Origin of the sequence: Aeromonas sp. FDAARGOS 1415, assembly GCF_019048365.1 — a bacterium.
GTDB classification, from domain to species: domain Bacteria; phylum Pseudomonadota; class Gammaproteobacteria; order Enterobacterales; family Aeromonadaceae; genus Aeromonas; species Aeromonas taiwanensis.
In genome coordinates this window covers 725,682-743,458 of the sequence record NZ_CP077363.1, presented here as the reverse complement: position 1 = coordinate 743,458, position 17,777 = coordinate 725,682, and the positions used below count along the sequence as shown (strand labels likewise).

At 59.1% G+C, this 17,777-nt stretch carries 19 protein-coding genes; 14 read left to right on the top strand and 5 right to left on the bottom strand.

What is annotated here, in order from left to right:
• Positions 1 to 22 precede the first annotated feature (22 nt).
• A complete protein-coding gene (locus tag I6L45_RS03510; RefSeq protein ID WP_216983462.1) occupies positions 23 to 1,303 on the bottom strand; it encodes an HlyC/CorC family transporter in 1,281 nt (426 codons plus the stop codon).
• Between the two features lie 40 nt (positions 1,304 to 1,343).
• Positions 1,344 to 2,135 (bottom strand): inner membrane protein YpjD, encoded by a 792-nt coding sequence (ccsA, locus tag I6L45_RS03505; protein ID WP_043757788.1) that lies wholly within the window; start codon positions 2,133 to 2,135, stop codon positions 1,344 to 1,346.
• Positions 2,136 to 2,504: 369 nt separating this feature from the next.
• Between ccsA and ffh the strand changes: the two genes are divergently transcribed.
• The 5 genes from ffh (at position 2,505) to rplS (ending at position 6,019) form a co-directional block, all read left to right on the top strand.
• On the top strand, positions 2,505 to 3,881 hold the full coding sequence (gene ffh, locus I6L45_RS03500; RefSeq protein ID WP_043757643.1) for a signal recognition particle protein: 1,377 nt from the start codon (positions 2,505 to 2,507) through the stop codon (positions 3,879 to 3,881).
• A 179-nt stretch (positions 3,882 to 4,060) separates the two neighbouring features.
• The gene (gene rpsP / locus I6L45_RS03495; protein ID WP_010673084.1) at positions 4,061 to 4,309 is read left to right on the top strand and encodes a 30S ribosomal protein S16; all 249 of its coding nucleotides are present in this window, start codon (positions 4,061 to 4,063) and stop codon (positions 4,307 to 4,309) included.
• A 24-nt stretch (positions 4,310 to 4,333) separates the two neighbouring features.
• Positions 4,334 to 4,855, top strand: coding sequence for a ribosome maturation factor RimM (rimM, locus tag I6L45_RS03490; RefSeq protein ID WP_043757647.1), 522 nt, complete (start codon positions 4,334 to 4,336; stop codon positions 4,853 to 4,855).
• Between the two features lie 34 nt (positions 4,856 to 4,889).
• Positions 4,890 to 5,636 (top strand): tRNA (guanosine(37)-N1)-methyltransferase TrmD, encoded by a 747-nt coding sequence (trmD, locus tag I6L45_RS03485; RefSeq protein WP_043757649.1) that lies wholly within the window; start codon positions 4,890 to 4,892, stop codon positions 5,634 to 5,636.
• Positions 5,637 to 5,671: 35 nt separating this feature from the next.
• On the top strand, positions 5,672 to 6,019 hold the full coding sequence (rplS, locus tag I6L45_RS03480) for a 50S ribosomal protein L19 (protein ID WP_005313505.1): 348 nt from the start codon (positions 5,672 to 5,674) through the stop codon (positions 6,017 to 6,019).
• Between the two features lie 105 nt (positions 6,020 to 6,124).
• Here rplS and I6L45_RS03475 read toward each other — a convergent pair whose 3' ends face one another.
• Both I6L45_RS03475 and mutH read right to left on the bottom strand, forming a co-directional pair.
• Positions 6,125 to 6,454 carry an isoamylase early set domain-containing protein gene (locus I6L45_RS03475; protein ID WP_113978398.1) on the bottom strand — a complete coding sequence of 110 codons (330 nt, stop codon included), beginning with the start codon at positions 6,452 to 6,454 and terminating at the stop codon, positions 6,125 to 6,127.
• Positions 6,455 to 6,537: 83 nt separating this feature from the next.
• On the bottom strand, positions 6,538 to 7,212 hold the full coding sequence (mutH, locus tag I6L45_RS03470; RefSeq protein WP_216983461.1) for a DNA mismatch repair endonuclease MutH: 675 nt from the start codon (positions 7,210 to 7,212) through the stop codon (positions 6,538 to 6,540).
• 732 nt (positions 7,213 to 7,944) lie between these two features.
• Here mutH and rppH point away from each other — a divergent pair.
• The 8 genes from rppH to I6L45_RS03430 all read left to right on the top strand — a co-directional run bounded on the left by rppH (position 7,945) and on the right by I6L45_RS03430 (position 15,601).
• Positions 7,945 to 8,472 carry an RNA pyrophosphohydrolase gene (gene rppH, locus I6L45_RS03465; protein WP_082035008.1) on the top strand — a complete coding sequence of 176 codons (528 nt, stop codon included), beginning with the start codon at positions 7,945 to 7,947 and terminating at the stop codon, positions 8,470 to 8,472.
• A 13-nt stretch (positions 8,473 to 8,485) separates the two neighbouring features.
• Positions 8,486 to 10,765 (top strand): phosphoenolpyruvate--protein phosphotransferase, encoded by a 2,280-nt coding sequence (ptsP, locus tag I6L45_RS03460; protein WP_210549497.1) that lies wholly within the window; start codon positions 8,486 to 8,488, stop codon positions 10,763 to 10,765.
• A 66-nt stretch (positions 10,766 to 10,831) separates the two neighbouring features.
• Positions 10,832 to 11,656: a prolipoprotein diacylglyceryl transferase gene (lgt, locus tag I6L45_RS03455; RefSeq protein ID WP_043757665.1), complete on the top strand. Its 825-nt coding sequence runs from the start codon at positions 10,832 to 10,834 to the stop codon at positions 11,654 to 11,656.
• Positions 11,656 to 12,450, top strand: a complete 795-nt coding sequence (thyA, locus tag I6L45_RS03450; RefSeq protein WP_043757667.1) for a thymidylate synthase — start codon at positions 11,656 to 11,658, stop codon at positions 12,448 to 12,450. Before lgt ends, thyA begins: the two co-directional genes overlap by 1 nt.
• 288 nt (positions 12,451 to 12,738) lie before the next feature.
• Positions 12,739 to 13,929: a Na+/H+ antiporter NhaA gene (gene nhaA / locus I6L45_RS03445; RefSeq protein ID WP_043757670.1), complete on the top strand. Its 1,191-nt coding sequence runs from the start codon at positions 12,739 to 12,741 to the stop codon at positions 13,927 to 13,929.
• The gene (locus I6L45_RS03440; RefSeq protein WP_216983460.1) at positions 13,926 to 14,330 is read left to right on the top strand and encodes a hypothetical protein; all 405 of its coding nucleotides are present in this window, start codon (positions 13,926 to 13,928) and stop codon (positions 14,328 to 14,330) included. Before nhaA ends, I6L45_RS03440 begins: the two co-directional genes overlap by 4 nt.
• Positions 14,317 to 15,249, top strand: a complete 933-nt coding sequence (gene nhaR / locus I6L45_RS03435; protein WP_043757675.1) for a transcriptional activator NhaR — start codon at positions 14,317 to 14,319, stop codon at positions 15,247 to 15,249. The genes I6L45_RS03440 and nhaR overlap by 14 nt, the downstream gene beginning before the upstream one ends.
• Positions 15,250 to 15,298: 49 nt before the next feature.
• Positions 15,299 to 15,601 (top strand): metalloregulator ArsR/SmtB family transcription factor, encoded by a 303-nt coding sequence (locus I6L45_RS03430; protein ID WP_043757678.1) that lies wholly within the window; start codon positions 15,299 to 15,301, stop codon positions 15,599 to 15,601.
• 49 nt (positions 15,602 to 15,650) lie between these two features.
• Here the strand turns inward: I6L45_RS03430 and rpsT are convergent, their stop codons facing one another.
• Positions 15,651 to 15,914 carry a 30S ribosomal protein S20 gene (rpsT, locus tag I6L45_RS03425; RefSeq protein ID WP_005308808.1) on the bottom strand — a complete coding sequence of 88 codons (264 nt, stop codon included), beginning with the start codon at positions 15,912 to 15,914 and terminating at the stop codon, positions 15,651 to 15,653.
• Positions 15,915 to 16,105: 191 nt separating this feature from the next.
• Between rpsT and murJ the strand changes: the two genes are divergently transcribed.
• Positions 16,106 to 17,671 (top strand): murein biosynthesis integral membrane protein MurJ, encoded by a 1,566-nt coding sequence (gene murJ / locus I6L45_RS03420; protein WP_216983459.1) that lies wholly within the window; start codon positions 16,106 to 16,108, stop codon positions 17,669 to 17,671.
• Positions 17,672 to 17,777: the final 106 nt, after the last annotated feature.

Below are 17,777 nucleotides of genomic sequence, written 5' to 3'. Positions count from 1 at the left end.
GCTGCCATCGGCAGCCTTTTTTTCAATCCTCGTAATCCGAGTCGTCACGGTACAGGTGCGGCATGATCTTCGCCATCTTCACCATGTTGTTCTCCACTTCGACGATTTCGATGGGATAGCCCGCCAGCCTGACGCTGATGTTGGGCTGGGGGATCTCTTCCAGGTACTCCAGGATCACACCATTGAGGGTGCGCGGGCCGTCGGTGGGGAGGTGCCAGTTCATCTCCTTGTTCAGCTCGCGGATGTTGGCCGAGCCCTCGACCAGGAAGGTGCCGTCCGGCTGGGGATGGATCTCGTCGCTGGGTGCCGGCGCCATGGAGGTCGTGAAGTCGCCCACTATCTCCTCGAGGATGTCGTCCAGGGTGATCAGCCCCTGGATGTCACCATATTCGTCGACAATCAGCCCTATCCGCTCCTTGTTGCGCTGGAACTTGGCCAGCTGCACGTTGAGAGGGGTGCCCTGCGGAATGAAGTAGATGGGGTCTACCTCTCGCAGCAGGCTGGACTTGCTGAACTGATCCCGCGCGACCAGCCTCAGGGCGTCGCGCGCGTGCAGGAAGCCGACCACGTCGTCGATGTTGTCGCGATAGAGCAGGGTCTTGGTGTGGGCGCAGTGAGCCAGCTGGCGCAGTATGACCTTCCAGTCATCGTTGATGTCGATGGCGGAGATCTCGCTGCGGGGCACCATGATGTTTTCCACCGTCATCTTGTCCAGGTCCAGGATGCTGATCAGCATCTCCTGGTGGTGCTGGGGGATGAGGCTGCCCGCCTCGTTGACGATGGTGCGCAGTTCCTCCGTATTGAGGGAGTCGTCCGTGTTCGGGTTGATCCTCAGCATCTTGAGCAGGCCGCTGGTGATGCCATTGATCAGCCAGACGAAGGGGGAGAGGGGCACCATCAGCCCCTTGAGTACCCAGGAGGCGGGATAGGCAATCTTCTCCGGGAACATGGCGGCCAGGGTCTTGGGGGTCACTTCCCCGAAGACCAGCACCACCAGGGTCAGGCCGAAGGTGGCGATAGCGACGCCCAGATCCCCGAACAGGCGAATGCAGACAATGGTGGCAATGGCGGAGGCCAGGATGTTGACCAGGTTGTTGCCGATGAGGATGAGGCCGAGCAGCCTGTCCGGCCTGGCGAGCAGCTTTTCGACCCGGCGGGCGGCCTTGTGCTTGGTCTGGGCAAGGTGCCGCAACTTGTAACGGTTGAGGGACATCAGACCGGTTTCGGAACTGGAGAAGAAGGCTGACAAAAGGATCAAGATAACGAGAACAATCAGCAATGTACTCGTTGAGATACTGTCCAAGCAGGGCTCCTGTATGGGTGGTTGAGGGGTAAGCGGGTGGTCAGCTGAGCAGGACTTCCTTGACGAAGCGGCTGCCAAAATAGGCCAGGGTCAGAATGACGCTGCCGACGAGGCTCAGCATGATGACTTTGCGGCCCCGCCAGCCGCGGGTGTGGTGGCCCCACAGCAGCAGGGCGTAGACGCACCAGGCCAGGATGGAGAGGATGGCCTTGTGGGACTTGCCCTGGGCGAACATGTCTTCCAGGAAGAACAGGCCGGAGGCGATGGAAAGTGTCAGCAGCAACAACCCCGCCGAGATGAGCTGGAACAGGCGTCTCTCTACCGTCATCAGGGGCGGCATGGCCGGCAGGTGGCTGATCTTCCTGGATTTGAGCTGCCGGTCGAGGCAGGCAAGCTGGAGTGCAAACAGGCAGGCGATCATCAGCACCGAGTAGGCCATCAGCGCGAGACCGATGTGCAGCAACAGCTGGGGATGGGCCTCCAGATGGGTGATGTAGCGGCCGGGGATCAGGGCGCTGGCTGCCAGTAGCAACGCGGAGAAACTGTAGACCACGGGCAGCAGGATCCAGCCGTTGAAGCGGCGGGTGACGCAGGTCATGAAGCAGCTGATGATGAGGCTGACCAGAGAGGCCACGTTCAACATACTGAGGTTCTGGCCAGAATGGGTGGCCAGTACTTCGCTGCCGACTGCCACGCCATGGGCGGTCAGGGCCAGGCCGATACAGGCAAACAGCGGAACTTGCCCGACAGGCTTGGCGCTGAGCAGCAGGTGCAGTGAGGCGATGATGGCCAGCAGGTAAAACGCCAGGGCCAGAACAGAGATCACGATCATAACCAGGTCGTTGTCAAACAAGCTTTAGGGAATAAGAGGGGCAGTATACCTTGCACAAGATATGCTCGCCAGTTGTGCCAGGGGCTAACTGCCCATATATAAGTAGTCGCTGATTGCCCCTTGCGGTGAATAATCGTCCTCGGGCGCTGACTGGGGTATAATGCCCCCATTTGTTAACCTGCTCGCCGATGGGGGCCGCCACAAGAGCGGTACGCAATCATCCCTGCAGTGTTGGTGAGGGTATAATGCCCTCATTGGTTAATCTGCCCGCCCGATGGCGGGTTGCCGCCACAAGCGGCGAGTCATCGTCCCCACAGTGCGGATCGGGGTATAATGCCCCCATCGTCACGCCAAGAACCGGAAAGCGTCATGTTTGAGAATTTGACTGAACGACTCTCGCGCACCCTGCGCAACGTCAGCGGCCGTGGTCGCCTGACGGAAGAGAACATCAAGGATACCCTGCGCGAAGTCCGCATGGCGCTGCTCGAGGCGGACGTCGCCCTGCCGGTGGTGCGTGACTTCGTCGCTCGTGTCAAGGAGCGGGCGGTAGGCCAGGAAGTGGCCAAGTCTCTGAGCCCGGGCCAGGCCTTCATCAAGATAGTGCACGGCGAGCTGGTCACCGTGATGGGGGAAGCCAACGAGCAGCTCAACCTGGCCGCCCAGCCGCCGGCCATCATCCTGATGGCGGGTCTGCAGGGTGCCGGTAAGACCACGACCGTCGGCAAACTGGCCAAGCTGCTCAAGGAGCGCAACAAGAAGAAGGTACTGGTGGTCAGTGCCGACGTCTATCGCCCCGCGGCAATCAAGCAGCTGGAGACCCTGGCCGGCGACATCGGCGTCGACTTCTTCCCGAGCGATGCCACCCAGAAGCCGGTCGCCATCGCCACCGCCGCCATCGACCACGCACGCAAGAAATTCTATGACGTGGTGATCGTCGATACTGCCGGTCGTCTGCACGTCGACGGCGAGATGATGGAGGAGATCAAGCACCTTCACGCCACCATCAAGCCGGTGGAGACCCTGTTCGTGGTCGACGCCATGACAGGTCAGGATGCAGCCAACACCGCCAAGGCGTTCAACGAGGCGCTGCCGCTCACCGGCGTGATCCTCACCAAGGCGGACGGCGACGCCCGCGGTGGTGCTGCTCTGTCGGTGCGTCACATCACCGGCAAGCCGGTCAAGTTCATCGGTATGGGCGAGAAGACCGACGCGCTCGAGCCGTTCCACCCGGACCGCCTCGCATCCCGTATCCTCGGCATGGGGGACGTGCTGTCTCTCATCGAGGAGGTGGAGCGCAACGTCGACAAGGAAAAAGCGGCCAAGCTGGCCAGCAAGGTCAAGAGCGGAAAGGGCTTCGACCTGGAAGACTTCCGCGAGCAACTGGCCCAGATGCGCAACATGGGCGGCATGATGGGCATGCTCGACAAGCTGCCCGGCATGTCCGGTCTGCCGGACAACGTCAAGGATCAGATGGATGACAAGCTCACCGTGCGGATGGAGGCCATCATCAGCTCCATGACGCCGAAGGAGCGTGCCCATCCCGATCTCATCAAGGGCTCCCGCAAGCGCCGCATCGCGGCCGGCTCCGGCATGCAGGTGCAGGACGTGAACAAGCTGCTCAAGCAGTTCACCGAGATGCAGCGCATGATGAAGAAGATGTCTGGCAAGGGGGGGATGCGCAAGATGATGAGCCAGATGAAGAATATGCTCCCCCCCGGCTTCGGCGGCGGCCGCGGCCCGTTCTGATCATCCCTGCCGTATTGAGAGAGGGTCTGCCATCGGCAGGCCCTTTTCATTACGGCTCTGCGCAAAAAATGGCTGGCTTGGTTGCAATTATTACGAATCCAAGTAGAATTATGCGGCTTATTTTAAGCTAGGGTCCGCGTGTTTGCGGGCCTTGTTCATTAGATGTTAATGAGGACGATATGGTAACCATTCGTTTACAACGTGGTGGCGCGAAAAAGCGTCCGTTCTACCAGGTAGTAGTTGCTGACAGCCGTAACGCCCGTGATGGTCGTTTCATCGAGCGCGTTGGTTTCTTCAACCCGGTTGCTGCTGGTAACGCTGAAAAGCTGAACCTGGACCTGGCTCGTATCGAGCATTGGGTTGCTACTGGTGCCGCTGTTTCTGACCGCGTTGCCAAGCTGATCAAAGACGCTGCCAAAGCTGCTTAATCAGCCAAACGGTAGGGAGTTAAGGTGGAAAAACCTGTAGTTCTGGGCACCCTGGGGACCGTTTACGGGATCAAGGGCTGGCTTAAAGTGAACTCCTTCACCGATGTTGCCGAAGCGATTTTCGATTACAACCCCTGGCTGATCAATCAGAACGGGGCGTGGCGTGAGATTCGGGTTTCGTCCTGGAAGCGTCACAACAAGGGTCTGATCTGCAAACTCGATGGTATCGACGTGCGCGAGGAAGCCCTGGCATTGACCAACGTCGAGATTGGCGTCCCCGCCGATCTGTTGCCTGCGTTGCCCGAAGGGGAGTTCTACTGGCGTGACCTGATTGGTTGCACAGTGGTAACCACCAAGGGATACGACCTGGGCAAGGTGACCGAATTGATGGAAACCGGCTCCAACGATGTGTTGGTGGTTGAGGCCAATGTAAAAGATGCCTTTGGTGCAAAGGAGCGGTTGATTCCGTTCCTGGAAGAGCAGGTGATCAAGAACATTGATCTGACTGCTCGAACAATCGAAGTTGATTGGGATCCTGGTTTCTAGTTTCCCGCGCTAATACGGGTGCCGGAGGTTTCTTATGTGGATTGGGGTCATTAGCCTCTTCCCTGAAATGTTCCGAGCCATTACCGAGCACGGGGTAACGGGTCGGGCCGTCAAGAGTGGCCTGCTGCAGATTGAGTGCTGGAACCCCCGGGACTTTACCCACGACAAGCACCGTACGGTCGATGATCGTCCTTATGGTGGTGGGCCCGGCATGTTAATGATGGTTCAGCCGCTGCGTGATGCCATTCATGCAGCCAAGCAAGCGGCGGGAGACGGGGCGAAAGTCATCTATCTCTCTCCTCAGGGACGCAAGCTGACTCAAGCGGGCGTAACCGAGTTGGCGACGAATCAGAAACTGATTCTGGTAGCCGGTCGATACGAAGGTATCGATGAACGCGTGATACAAACCGAAGTCGACGAAGAGTGGTCTATCGGGGATTACGTGTTAAGTGGTGGCGAGCTGCCTGCCATGACCCTGATCGATGCGGTTTCGCGTCTGGTCCCGGGGGTCCTGGGTGATCAGGCCAGTGCCGAGCAGGACTCCTTCACGGACGGTCTGCTGGATCATCCCCACTATACTCGGCCGGAGGTGTTGGATGGGCTGACGGTGCCCGAGGCGCTGACAAGCGGCAATCACGAAGTGATTCGGCGCTGGCGACTCAAGCAATCGCTCGGACGAACTTGGCAAAGAAGGCCGGAACTTATTAACAACCTAGCTCTGACTGACGAGCAAGAATCACTTCTTGCCGAGTATGTCCGCGAACTGCGTGACAACGTTTAGTAGAGTTTTCAGTTTATCCTAGGTAAGGAAAGACAATGAGCAAGATTATTCAGCAGCTTGAACAAGAGCAACTGCGTACCGACATCCCGGCTTTTGCCCAGGGCGACACCGTACGTGTTCAAGTTCGTGTTAAAGAAGGTGGTAAAGAGCGTCTGCAGGCTTTCGAAGGCATCGTGATTGCCAAGCGTAACCGCGGTCTGCACTCTGCTTTCACCGTTCGCAAGATCTCCAACGGCGAAGGTGTTGAGCGTGTATTCCAGACTCACTCTCCGCTGATCCACAGTGTAGAACTGAAGCGTCGTGGTGATGTTCGCCGCGCCAAACTGTACTACCTGCGCAACCTGTCCGGTAAAGCTGCTCGTATCAAAGAGAAGCTCAACTAATTCGATTCGAATTGGTGTCGATATGTCGGCGAAAAGCTCGACAGGTAGTGAAAAGGCTCGCCAATGGCGAGCCTTTTTTGTTTCCAGAGTCTGCAAGTGTCGAGCTCAGCCGGGCTGGCTGACCCGTACCACAGAGTTGTCCCGTCCGAAGGGGCCGGGCACATAGTCATCCGCTTCCCAATCGTTGTCGTAGCGGGTCTCCCCGTTCGGTTGTACCAGCTGATAGCAGTATTCGAAATGGCTGGGACCATCGGTGGGCAGGTTGAGTGTCGCCTTGAACTCCCCGCTCTTCATTCTTTTCAGTTCTATGGGCTGCCACTGGCTGAATTCACCCAGCAGCAGTACTTGTTCGGCCTCACCTGCGGCCTCCTTTTCCACGGCGAAGGTCACCTTGACCTCGGGACGCGATTTCAGAAATTGCTTGTTGATCGGCATGTTGACTCCTTGTCACTGGCTGCGAAGAAAGTAGCGCTGGTTATTTTTATACCACCTTATGACAAGGATGTTGATAAGCAAGATCAACCGGGCAGGGCAAAATGGCGCTGCAGCAGCTGGTAGGTGAAGTCGATCTTCAGATAGAAGCCACGCGGCAGCGTCTGGATCGGCTGGCCGTTGCGGCCGATGGCCCGGGTCAGGGCCTTGCTGTTGGCCGCCTTGGGGCGAAGCTGCATGACCTGGCCGTGGCGGGCACTGATCTGCTCCACTTCCCCCAGCACTATCATGTCCATCAGCTCTTCCCAGTCCTGGCGCAGCAGCTGTTCTTCCTCCTCGCTCGGACTCCACAGCAGGGGCATGCCGACGCGGCGCTCGCCGACCGGGATCTCGCGGCTCCCCTCCACCGGGATCCAGAGGACCCGTGACAGCTTGTTGCGCACGTTCGACTCCTCCCAGCGCTGGCCGCTGACCCCGATGAGGGGGGCCACGCAGACAAAGGTGGTCTCGAGCGGTCGCCCTTGAGGATCGACAGGGATCGTCTTGAGCTCGATGCCGAGTTCCGGGAAGTCCTGCTCGGGCCGGCTGCCGGCGCTGGCTCCCAGCTGCCACTCGATCAGCTGCCCCGTCCAGCCCTTGTCACGCCTGAGATCCTGCGGAACCGGGATCCCTGCCGTCGAGGCGAGCTGGGCCAGGGTGAGGCCCGCCATGGCGTAGGCGCGGGCCAGCAGCTCCTGTTCTGACTGGGGATTGGCGGGCATGAGGGCTCCTGTGAGTGAGAACGGCCCTGGCAAGGTGGATCCTTGCCAAGGATCGTCGATTTTGTAACCGATCCCTGTCCAGCTATGCACAGAGGGGGGGAGATCGTTGATTTATATATATCGCGATGATTTTAAAGAAATTTGGCTTTTTTCTCCAGCCTGGTAAAGGGGGAGATCTCCGCCCGAATGAGTTGTCCAAGGGTTTGGGTCGGCTGTTTCACATACTTATCCACAGAAATCTTGGATAACTGGGAGAAAGTGGTGATACGGAGCTCGTCATCAGAAATAAATGTGAGAGCACGCCATTTTTTCTCGCCATTTCGGTGCAGATAGTGCGCCATATCTGTGGATAAATCAGCCTTGGTGGATCTTTGAGCAGTCGAACTTGTTCACAATTGACATGGAGGATCCTTGGGGGCGAAACGCATGGATCCAGATCCAGTAATCAAAGTATAAGTTTATGTATTTAAATGCATATTCTGTTATCTGATGAATCGGTTATGATATGACTCGGTGAGAGGGCACAGTATCAAACTACTGTATATACCTGCTTGATCACAGGTTTATGCACAGTCTGGGTGGGCAACTTGCCCGGCTTGTGCTTCTGGTTTGTTTATAACTTTGCTTGAAATAGCAAGTTATTCATGAATGGAAGATGACAGTCCCTGTTTGCCGCCACGGAGTGAATGTGGAACAATCCCTTTATAGATTCAGCCTTTATAAGGTGATCACGTGATAGATGGTGACGGATTTCGTCCCAATGTCGGCATCGTGATCTGTAACCGTGACGGACAAGTATTGTGGGCTAAGCGCTATGGGCAGCACTCCTGGCAGTTTCCGCAGGGGGGGGTTGATGATGGTGAATCGCCGGAACAGGCCATGTATCGTGAGCTGTATGAGGAGATAGGCCTCAAGCCGGACGATGTGACCATACTGGCGACCAGTCGCAACTGGCTGAAGTATCGTTTACCCAAGCGTCTTGTCCGTTGGGACAGTTCACCGGTCTGTATTGGCCAGAAGCAGAAATGGTTTTTGTTGCAGCTCGATCCCGGCAAAGAGTCCAGGATCCAGTTTGGCTGTCATGGTCACCCGGAATTTGATGATTGGCGTTGGGTCAGCTTCTGGTACCCGGTTCGCCAGGTCGTCTCCTTCAAGCGGGAAGTTTACCGCCGGGTGATGAAGGAGTTTGCCCCGCTGGCGATGCCAGTCCCCGTGGTGCAGGCTAATCGAAAGGATGGGCGGCGCAACCGCTCGCGCTAAGGAGCATGACTAGTTGCTGACGGAACTCAGACGCATCGTGGAGAGCATGGCCGAGGCCAATACCCTCGAACAGGCCCTGCAAGCATTGGTAAGCCAGACCAGGCTCGCCATGACGGTGGACTGCTGCTCCGTCTATGTCGCCGAGCCCGAGATGCGTCGCTACCGGCTGGCGGCCACCGATGGTCTTGCCGAGTCGGCCGTGGGCAAGGCCACCCTGCCATTCGAGCAGGGCATCGTCGGTCTGGTGGGTCAGCGTGAAGAGCTGATCAACCTGGCCGATGCGCCCGCACATCCCAGTTTCAAGTTCCTGCCCGATGTGGCCGAGGAGGCGTTCCGCTCCTTCCTCGGTGCACCCATCATGCACCAGCGCCAGGTGGTGGGCATTCTGGTGGTACAGCAGAAGGAGAGCCGCTTCTTCGATGAGGGGGAAGAGTCCTTCATGGTCACGCTGGCGGCGCAGCTCGCTGCCCGTATCGCCCATGCCCAGGCCAAGGGGTGGTTGCAGAAGACGGACTGGAGCAAGCCGCTGCGCGGCATCGCCGGGGCCAGCGGCATCGCCATCGCCAAGGCCTGGGTGTGGCGTCCGCGCAAGGCGCTCAACACCATCACCCCGCGCAAGGACGAGGATCATGCCAAGCAGCTGGCCCGTCTCGAGCTGGCGGTGGAGGAGGTGCGCCACGATCTTGAGAGCCTGGCCCTGCGCTTTCGCGAGAGTTACAGCCAGGACTCGGTCGCTATCTTCGACATCTATCTGCACCTGCTGAATGATCCCGGCTATATCAAGCCTATCCGCAACAAGGTCAGCAAGGAGCACTGGACCGCGATCTCCGCGGTCAAGCTCGTCAGCGATCGCCTGATCGAGCAGTTCAAGGGGATGAAGGATCCCTACCTGAGGGAGCGTTCCACTGATGTGAAAGACATCGCCCAGCGGCTCATCAGCCGCCTGGTGCAGGACGAGCCCGAGCAGCTCACCATAGGCGAGCCCGTGGTGCTGGTCGCCGACGAGGTGACCGCCACCATACTCGCCGAGATCCCGCGGGAATTTTTGAGCGGCGTGGTGTCGCTCAAGGGGGGCACCAACTCCCATGCCGCCATCCTGGCCCGTGCCATGGGGGTGGCGGCCATCATGGGGGTGGATCTGCCCCTCGGCGATATCGGTGGGCGCACCCTGGTCATCGATGGCTACAGCGGCGATCTCTTCATCGAACCCAACCAGGTGATCCTGACCGAGTACCGGCAGCTGCTGAGCGAGGAACGGGCCCTGGATACCCTGGTGCGCAGCGTCGACAGCCTGCCCTCCGAAACCGCCGACGGTACCCCTGTCTCCCTGCTGCTCAACGCCGGGCTCAGCGCCGATACCGAGATCTCCCTCAACCATCTGGCGGACGGTGTCGGACTCTATCGTACCGAGATCCCCTTCATGCTGCAGGACAGCTTTCCCTCGGAATGGGAGCAGACCGCCCGTTATCGCGGGATCCTGGAGACCTATCGGGATCGCCCGGTCTGCATGCGTACCCTGGACGTGGGGGGGGACAAGCAGCTGCCCTATTTCCCCATCGTGGAGGAAAACCCCTTCCTTGGCTGGCGGGGGATCCGGCTCACCCTGGATCACCCCGAACTGTTCCTGGTGCAGCTCAAGGCCATGTTGCGGGCCAGCGAAGGGCTGGACAACCTGGCCATCATGCTGCCGATGATCAGCAGCGTCAGCGAGATCAAGGCCTCCCGTCGCCTGCTGGATCAGGCCTGGCGTGAGGTGTCGGAGGAGGCGGCCAGCCGCGATGCCGTGATCCGCTACCCCAGCCTCGGGGTGATGATAGAAGTGCCCTCCGCGCTCTATATCCTGCCTGAGATGGCGCCCCTCATCGACTTCTGGTCGGTGGGCAGCAACGACCTGACCCAGTATCTGCTGGCGGTGGATCGCAACAATGCCCGGGTCGCCAGCATCTATGACGCCTTCCATCCCGCCGTTATCCGTGCCTTGCAACTCCTGGTCGACACCTCCCGGCACTATCACAAGCCGGTGTCCGTGTGCGGCGAGCTGGCTGGCGATCCGGTGGGCGTACTGCTGCTGCTGGCCATGGGCTATCGCCGCTTCAGCATGAACACCCACAACATCTCTCGCATCAAGTACGTGCTGCGACAGTCCCACCTCGACGAGTTGAAGGCGTTGCTGGCTGATGGCCTCAAGCATGACAATCCCCACGTGCTGCGCGGCTTGTTCGCCCGTTATCTGGAAGAGCACGGACTGGGGGGCTTGTTGCGGGCGGGCCACAAGGTGAAGTTGCCAGATTGATATTCCGTCTTGTTACTGCGTAAGAATGATCGCAGAATGCGGCTTTTCTTATGATTGAGGCCGCTTATGCAGCACGACGGATATTGGGTTTTCTCGCAGATTGATCCCGTAGCATTCAGTTTGGGACCACTATCGGTACGCTGGTATGGTCTCATGTACCTGTTTGGCTTCGCCTTCGCCATGTGGCTGGCGGGGCGCCGCGCCGATGCGCCGAACAGCGGCTGGACCCGCAACGAGGTGTCGGATCTGCTGTTCTATGGCTTCCTCGGGGTGATCCTGGGTGGCCGTATCGGCTACGTGCTGTTCTATAACTTCGATCTCTTCCTCGCCGACCCGACCTACCTGTTCAAGATCTGGACCGGGGGCATGTCGTTCCACGGTGGCCTGATCGGGGTCATCACTGCCATGATCTGGTTCGCCCACAAGACCCAGCGCCACTTCTTCACTGTGGCTGACTTCGTGGCACCACTCATTCCGTTTGGGCTTGGCGTCGGCCGTATCGGCAACTTCATGAACGGCGAGCTGTGGGGCCGGGTCACCGATGTGCCCTGGGCCATCATCTTCCCGGAGGCGGGCCCGGAGCCGCGTCACCCCTCCCAGCTCTACCAGTTTGCCCTGGAAGGGGTGGTGCTCTTCATCATCCTGAACCTGTTCTGGCGCAAGCACCCGCCCCGCGGTGCCATCTCCGGCATGTTCCTGCTGTTCTACGGCCTGTTCCGCTTCCTTGTGGAGTTTGTTCGTCAGCCTGACAGCCAGCTGGGCCTCTATTTCAACGAGATCAGCATGGGCCAGATCCTCTCTACCCCGATGATAGTAGCCGGGGCACTCATGATCTGGGCCGCCTACAAGCAGCCGCGTCTGTTCGGCAATGCCACCAAGGAGGCCAAGTAATGCGCGCCTATCTCGACCTGATGCAGAAGATCCTGGACGAGGGGACCGTCAAATCCGATCGTACCGGGACCGGGACCGTCTCCCTGTTCGGTCATCAGATGCGCTTCAATCTGGCAGAAGGATTTCCGCTGGTGACCACCAAGAAGTGTCACCTGCGCTCCATCATTCACGAGCTGCTCTGGTTCCTCGACGGCGATACCAACATCGCCTACCTCAAAGAGAACGGCGTCAGCATCTGGGACGAGTGGGCCGACGAGAACGGCGATCTGGGCCCGGTCTACGGCGCCCAGTGGCGCTCCTGGCCGACCGCCGACGGGGCTGTCATCGACCAGATCCAGAAGGCGGTGGACGACATCAAGCACAATCCGGATTCCCGCCGCATCATCGTCTCCGCCTGGAACGTGGGTGAGCTGGACAAGATGGCGCTTGCCCCCTGTCACGCCTTCTTCCAGTTCTATGTGGCGGACGGCAAGCTCTCCTGCCAGCTCTACCAGCGCAGTTGCGACGTATTCCTCGGCCTGCCGTTTAACATCGCCAGCTACGCTTTGCTGACCCACATGATGGCCCAGCAGTGCGATCTCGAAGTGGGTGACTTCGTCTGGACCGGTGGTGACGTACACCTCTACTCCAACCACATGGAGCAGACGGCGCTGCAGCTTTCTCGCGAGCCACGACCGCTGCCGCGACTGGTGATCAAGCGCAAGCCTGACTCCATCTTCGACTACCAATTCGAAGATTTCGAAATCCAGGGCTATGATCCCCACCCGGGGATCAAGGCGCCCGTCGCCATCTGATCTCGCATACGGTGTGGGGGAGATATCTCCCGTGAGACTCTGTATGACGACAATTCGACACTCACGTTTTAAAGGCGCCTGCGGGCGCCTTTTTTATGTCTGAAATGAATTTATATTCAAAAAAGAGAATGAGAGTGTTTGCTGAAAAGGCAGGATATCCAGTGCTTATAGCAGGCATGCAACATTTTGCCTTCGGTTTTTTCGTTGTTATTGGCTGTTAGAAACGATTTTTCATTAACTACCTCGGACTCTAGACTGCAAAAATGCAATTTTATGGGTAGTTAGCTTATGAGTGACGTGTTCAAGAGATTTCTCAAACTGGAGTCGGCTTCCGGAATAATTCTGATCCTGGCCGCCCTCGTGGCCATCGGTCTGGCCAACTCCGCCCTGGCGCAGCACTATCAGAGCTTCCTCAACACCGAGGTGCAGGTTCGCATCGCGGCGCTCGACATCAACAAGCCGCTGCTGCTCTGGATCAACGACGGCTTCATGGCGATCTTCTTCCTGCTGGTCGGGCTTGAAGTCAAACGGGAGATGCTGGAAGGGGCGCTCTCATCCCGGGTGCAGGCCACCTTCCCGGCCATTGCCGCCGTGGGGGGCATGCTGGCCCCCGCGCTCATCTACAGCTTCTTCAACTACGGAGACGAGGCGACCCGGGCTGGTTGGGCCATCCCGGCCGCGACCGACATCGCCTTCGCCCTCGGAGTGATGGCGTTGCTGGGCAAGCGGGTACCGACCAGTCTCAAGGTATTCCTGCTGGCGCTGGCCATCATGGATGACCTGGGTGTCATCGTCATCATCGCCCTGTTCTACACCCAGCAGCTGTCGCTGAGCGCACTGGCAATAGGGGTAGCGGCCACGTTGACCCTGCTGTGGATGAACCGTCGCGGTGAAGACAGGATCGGCCTCTACATGCTGGTAGGGCTGGTGCTCTGGGTGGCCGTACTCAAATCCGGTGTCCATGCGACCCTGGCTGGTGTCATCGTGGGCTTCATGATCCCGCTCAACGGCAAGCGTTATGCGTCGCCGCTCAAGCATCTGGAGCATGTGCTGCATCCCTGGAGCGCCTTCCTCATCCTGCCGCTGTTCGCCTTTGCCAACGCAGGGGTGTCGCTTGAGGGGATCTCTCTGTCAGCCCTGCTCAGCCCGCTGCCCATGGGCATCATTCTGGGGCTGTTCGTCGGCAAGCCGCTCGGGATCTTCACCATCAGCTGGCTGGCGGTGAAGCTCGGGGTTGCCCAGCTGCCGAAGGGAGTGAACTTCAAACAGATCTTTGCCGTCAGCATCCTGTGTGGCATCGGCTTCACCATGTCGATGTTCATCGCGTCGCTGGCGTTCGAACATGGCGGAGTGGATTACGGCAGCTATTCCCGCCTCGGGATCCTGGCGGGTTCCACCCTGGCGGCCGTGGCCGGGTACATCGCCCTGCGGATATCGCTGCCGAGGGGGGAGGCTAATCAAAGCACGGAGGGGTTATGAGAAGACTCGGATGGTTAGTTCTGCTGGCGAGCCCTGCAATCTGGGCGAATAGCCTGGCCGATTGCCAGCAGGATGCGGCATCGGCCAATTGCTCGGCCTACCTCAACGGGGTGGTCGACAGCGCCCTGATGCTGGGAGATCAGCAGGCCAAGGCCAGGTTCGGCGAGACCTTTGCCGAACGGGCCCTGAGCAGCCGGGCCGGCGAGCGAGTCAAGCAGTCCAACAAGCGCTACTGCAATGAGCGGATGCCGGATGCGGCCCGTCTCAAGGCGCATCTGCAACAGCAGTTCGGCGCGAACAAGGTTGACTCGATCAGCGACATGTATGACATTCTGGCGGTTGAACTCAGCTGCTACCGGAGCCCGCCTGGCGCGGGAACCCCATCGGATGTCACACCTTAACTACAACCATCTCTACTATTTTTGGATGACTCAGAAGAAGGGCTCCGTCACGCAAGCGGCGGAAGCCCTCTTTTTGACCCCGCAGACCGTCACCGGTCAGATCAAGCTGCTCGAGCAGCGCCTCGGCGGCAAGTTGCTGATCAGAAAAGGCCGTTCCCTCGAGGCCACCGAACTTGGCCAGCTGGTGTTTCGCTATGCCGACAAGATGTTCAGCCTCTCCTACGAGATGCTGGATATCGTCAACTACCGCAAGGAGAGCCAGGTCCTGTTCGATGTCGGCATTGCCGATGCCCTCTCCAAGCGTCTGGCCAGCCGGGTACTGCTCTCCGTCATCCCGAACGATGGCTCCATCCACCTGCGCTGCTTCGAATCGACCCACGAACTCTTGCTGGAGCAGCTCAGCGAACACAAGCTGGACATGATCCTCTCCGACTGTCCGGTGGACTCCAGCCAACATGCCGGTCTGCTCTCCAAGCGACTGGGGGGCTGTGGCGTCAGCTTCTTCTGCAAGGCTCCCCTGCCATCGTTGCCATTCCCGGCCTGCCTGGAGGAACGCAAACTGCTCATTCCCGGACGGCGCACCGCCATGGGGCGTCAGTTGACCCAGTGGTTCGAGCAGCAGGGCATCTCCCCCAGCATCTTGGGAGAGTTCGACGACGCGGCGCTGATGAAGGCGTTCGGCTTCTTCAACCAGGGCATCTTCATGGCGCCAACCATCTACCGGGAGGAGATCCTGGAGGGGGAAGAGGTGATGCTGCTGGGGGAGACCCAGGATTTGATGGAGGAGTACTATGTCATCTTCGCCGAGCGAATGATCCAGCACCCGGCGGTAAAACGGGTGTGCGAGAGTGACTTCTCCTTCCTGTTTGCCGGACAGGAGGACTTCGCCACCATTCAGCCGGCAAGCCTGTCATTTTAAATCGTCGAGGGCGGGGCTATGATCCCCGCCTCGCAGGAAGAGGTAAGAGATGCAGTTGGAAGAGATGGAGGCGAATGCCGGACGTGCGGTTGCCCTGCTCAAGGCGTTGGCCAATGAGCGGCGACTGTTCATTCTGTGTCAGTTGCTGGAGCGGGAGCTGTCGGTCGGCGAGTTGAACGAAGTGCTGGGGTTGAGTCAATCGGCTCTATCACAGCACCTGGCGGTATTGCGCCGGGATGAGCTGGTTGCGACAAGAAAAGAGGCCCAGACGGTCTACTATTCCCTGCGCAGCGTTGAGGTACGGGAGATGATAGGGTTGTTGCACAGACTGTACTGCAGCGACCCCAAATAAAAAACCGGCACTAAGGCCGGTTTTTTCAGCTTTCATCAGCGGATGCTGATTAAGCCATGGCTTTGATCTGGGCAGACAGGCGGCTCTTGTGACGAGCAGCTTTGTTCTTGTGGATCAGGCCTTTGGTCGCCATACGATCCATGATCGGCTGAGCAACAGCGAAAGCGGCAGTGGCAGCAGCCTTGTCGCCAGAGGCGATGGCAGCGATCACTTTCTTCAGGTAGGTACGGGTCATGGAACGACGGCTGGCGTTGTGCTGACGACGTTTCTCTGACTGAAGAGCACGCTTCTTAGCAGATTTGATGTTAGCCAAGGTAAAACTCCTAAAACTGTCTTAGCGAGTGTATTGAAAAGGCCCGGAAATATGCCTTCCCAACCACATATTGTCAAATGATTTGTGCAAATAAACACCGCCCCCCGGTGGTGTGTCAGATGGGAGACGGTTAAACTGTCGGCCGATTCTAACAGCATTCTTTTCTTTCCGACAGTTCCAGAGGCCTCGTCTTGAGTAAGAAATTGATCAAATCCGGCATGATAGTGTCCGGAATGACGCTGGCATCCCGTGTGATGGGCTTGGTGCGCGATGTAGTCATCGCCAATCTGCTCGGTGCCGGGGTGGCCGCAGACGTCTTCTTCTTCGCCAATCGCATTCCCAACTTCTTGCGTCGCCTGTTTGCAGAAGGGGCGTTCAACCAGGCGTTCGTGCCCGTGATGACGGAGTACAAGAAAAACGGTGACGAGCAGGCGCTGCGTGAGCTGCTGGCCGCAGTGGCGGGGACGCTCGGTGGCATCGTCACCATAGTGACCCTGCTGGGGGTGCTGGGGTCAGGGGTGCTGACCGCCGTCTTCGGCTGGGGCTGGTTCTGGGACTGGCTGCACGGCGGGCCTGCGGCCGAGAAGTTCGAGCTGGCGAGCCTGATGCTCAAGATCACCTTCCCCTATCTCTGGTTCATCACCTTTACCGCCATGGCGGGGGCTATCCTCAACACCTTCGGCCGTTTCGCGGTCTCGTCGTTCACGCCGGTGTTTCTCAACATCACCATGATAGGGGCCGCCTGGTGGATTGCCCCCTTGCTGGATCGCCCCGAGCTGTCCCTCGCGATCGGTGTCTTCCTCGGTGGCCTGGTGCAGTTCCTGTTCCAGTATCCTTTCCTGCGCCAACTCAACATGCTGGTCTGGCCCAAGTGGGGTTGGCATCACCCCGGGGTGGTGAAGATCCGTACCCTGATGATCCCGGCCCTGTTTGGTGTCTCGGTCAGCCAGATCAATCTGCTGATCAACACCATGCTGGCCTCCTTCTTGGCCACCGGCGCCATCAGCTATCTGTATTACTCTGATCGCCTGCTGGAGTTTCCCCTCGGCCTGTTCGCGGTGGCCATCAGCACCGTCATCCTGCCAGCCCTGGCCCGCAAGCATGTGGATGCGGATCCGGCGGATTTCTCCCGTACCATGGACTGGGGTATGCGAATGGTGATGCTGCTCGGCATGCCCGCCATGGTGGGCATCGCCGTGCTGCGTGAGCCCATACTGCGGGTGCTTTTCATGCGCGGCGAGTTCGGCCTGCACGAGGTGAGCATGTCCAGCGCCAGCTTGCTGGCCTCCACCACAGGGTTGCTCTCCCTGATGCTGATCAAGGTGCTGGCGCCGGGCTACTATGCCCGCCAGGACACCAAGACCCCGGTGCGGATAGGCATCATGGCCATGGTGGCCAACATGGTCTGCAACCTCATCTTCATTTACCCGCTCGGTTACGTGGGGCTGGCGCTCGCTACCGCCTGTTCTGGCACCCTGAACGCCGCCTTGCTGTTCAAGGGGCTCTATCAACAGAATGTCTACCGCCCCTCCCGCAACACCGGGGTGTTCTGCCTCAAACTGCTGGTTGCCACTGTGCTGATGGGGGGGGGGCTCGCCTACCTGTCACCGGATCTCGCCCAGTGGGGCGCCTGGAGCATGGGCAAAGCCAGTCTTGAGCTGACCTTGCTGCTCTGCCTCGGCGGGGCTGTGTACGGGATTGTGCTGGTGGCGCTGGGCATAAGGCCACGACACCTGAGAGCCGATCAGCAGCCGTAATGACGGCTTGGAAGCAAGGCGCTGCGGGCAGGTCGGGATAGCAGAGCAGGAGAGGGGGGCCGGGCGACCGGCGGGGGAGAATGGCCCTGGCCGAGCCCGGGGAACC

Coding starts and splice junctions, on each gene's coding strand:
- ccsA (WP_043757788.1), bottom strand. CDS start 2,135: ATGATCGTGATCTCTGTTCTGGCCCTGGCGTTTTACCTGCTGGCCATC.
- ffh (WP_043757643.1), top strand. CDS start 2,505: ATGTTTGAGAATTTGACTGAACGACTCTCGCGCACCCTGCGCAACGTC.
- rpsP (WP_010673084.1), top strand. CDS start 4,061: ATGGTAACCATTCGTTTACAACGTGGTGGCGCGAAAAAGCGTCCGTTC.
- trmD (WP_043757649.1), top strand. CDS start 4,890: ATGTGGATTGGGGTCATTAGCCTCTTCCCTGAAATGTTCCGAGCCATT.
- rplS (WP_005313505.1), top strand. CDS start 5,672: ATGAGCAAGATTATTCAGCAGCTTGAACAAGAGCAACTGCGTACCGAC.
- I6L45_RS03475 (WP_113978398.1), bottom strand. CDS start 6,454: ATGCCGATCAACAAGCAATTTCTGAAATCGCGTCCCGAGGTCAAGGTG.
- mutH (WP_216983461.1), bottom strand. CDS start 7,212: ATGCCCGCCAATCCCCAGTCAGAACAGGAGCTGCTGGCCCGCGCCTAC.
- lgt (WP_043757665.1), top strand. CDS start 10,832: ATGCAGCACGACGGATATTGGGTTTTCTCGCAGATTGATCCCGTAGCA.
- thyA (WP_043757667.1), top strand. CDS start 11,656: ATGCGCGCCTATCTCGACCTGATGCAGAAGATCCTGGACGAGGGGACC.
- nhaA (WP_043757670.1), top strand. CDS start 12,739: ATGAGTGACGTGTTCAAGAGATTTCTCAAACTGGAGTCGGCTTCCGGA.
- I6L45_RS03440 (WP_216983460.1), top strand. CDS start 13,926: ATGAGAAGACTCGGATGGTTAGTTCTGCTGGCGAGCCCTGCAATCTGG.
- nhaR (WP_043757675.1), top strand. CDS start 14,317: ATGTCACACCTTAACTACAACCATCTCTACTATTTTTGGATGACTCAG.
- I6L45_RS03430 (WP_043757678.1), top strand. CDS start 15,299: ATGCAGTTGGAAGAGATGGAGGCGAATGCCGGACGTGCGGTTGCCCTG.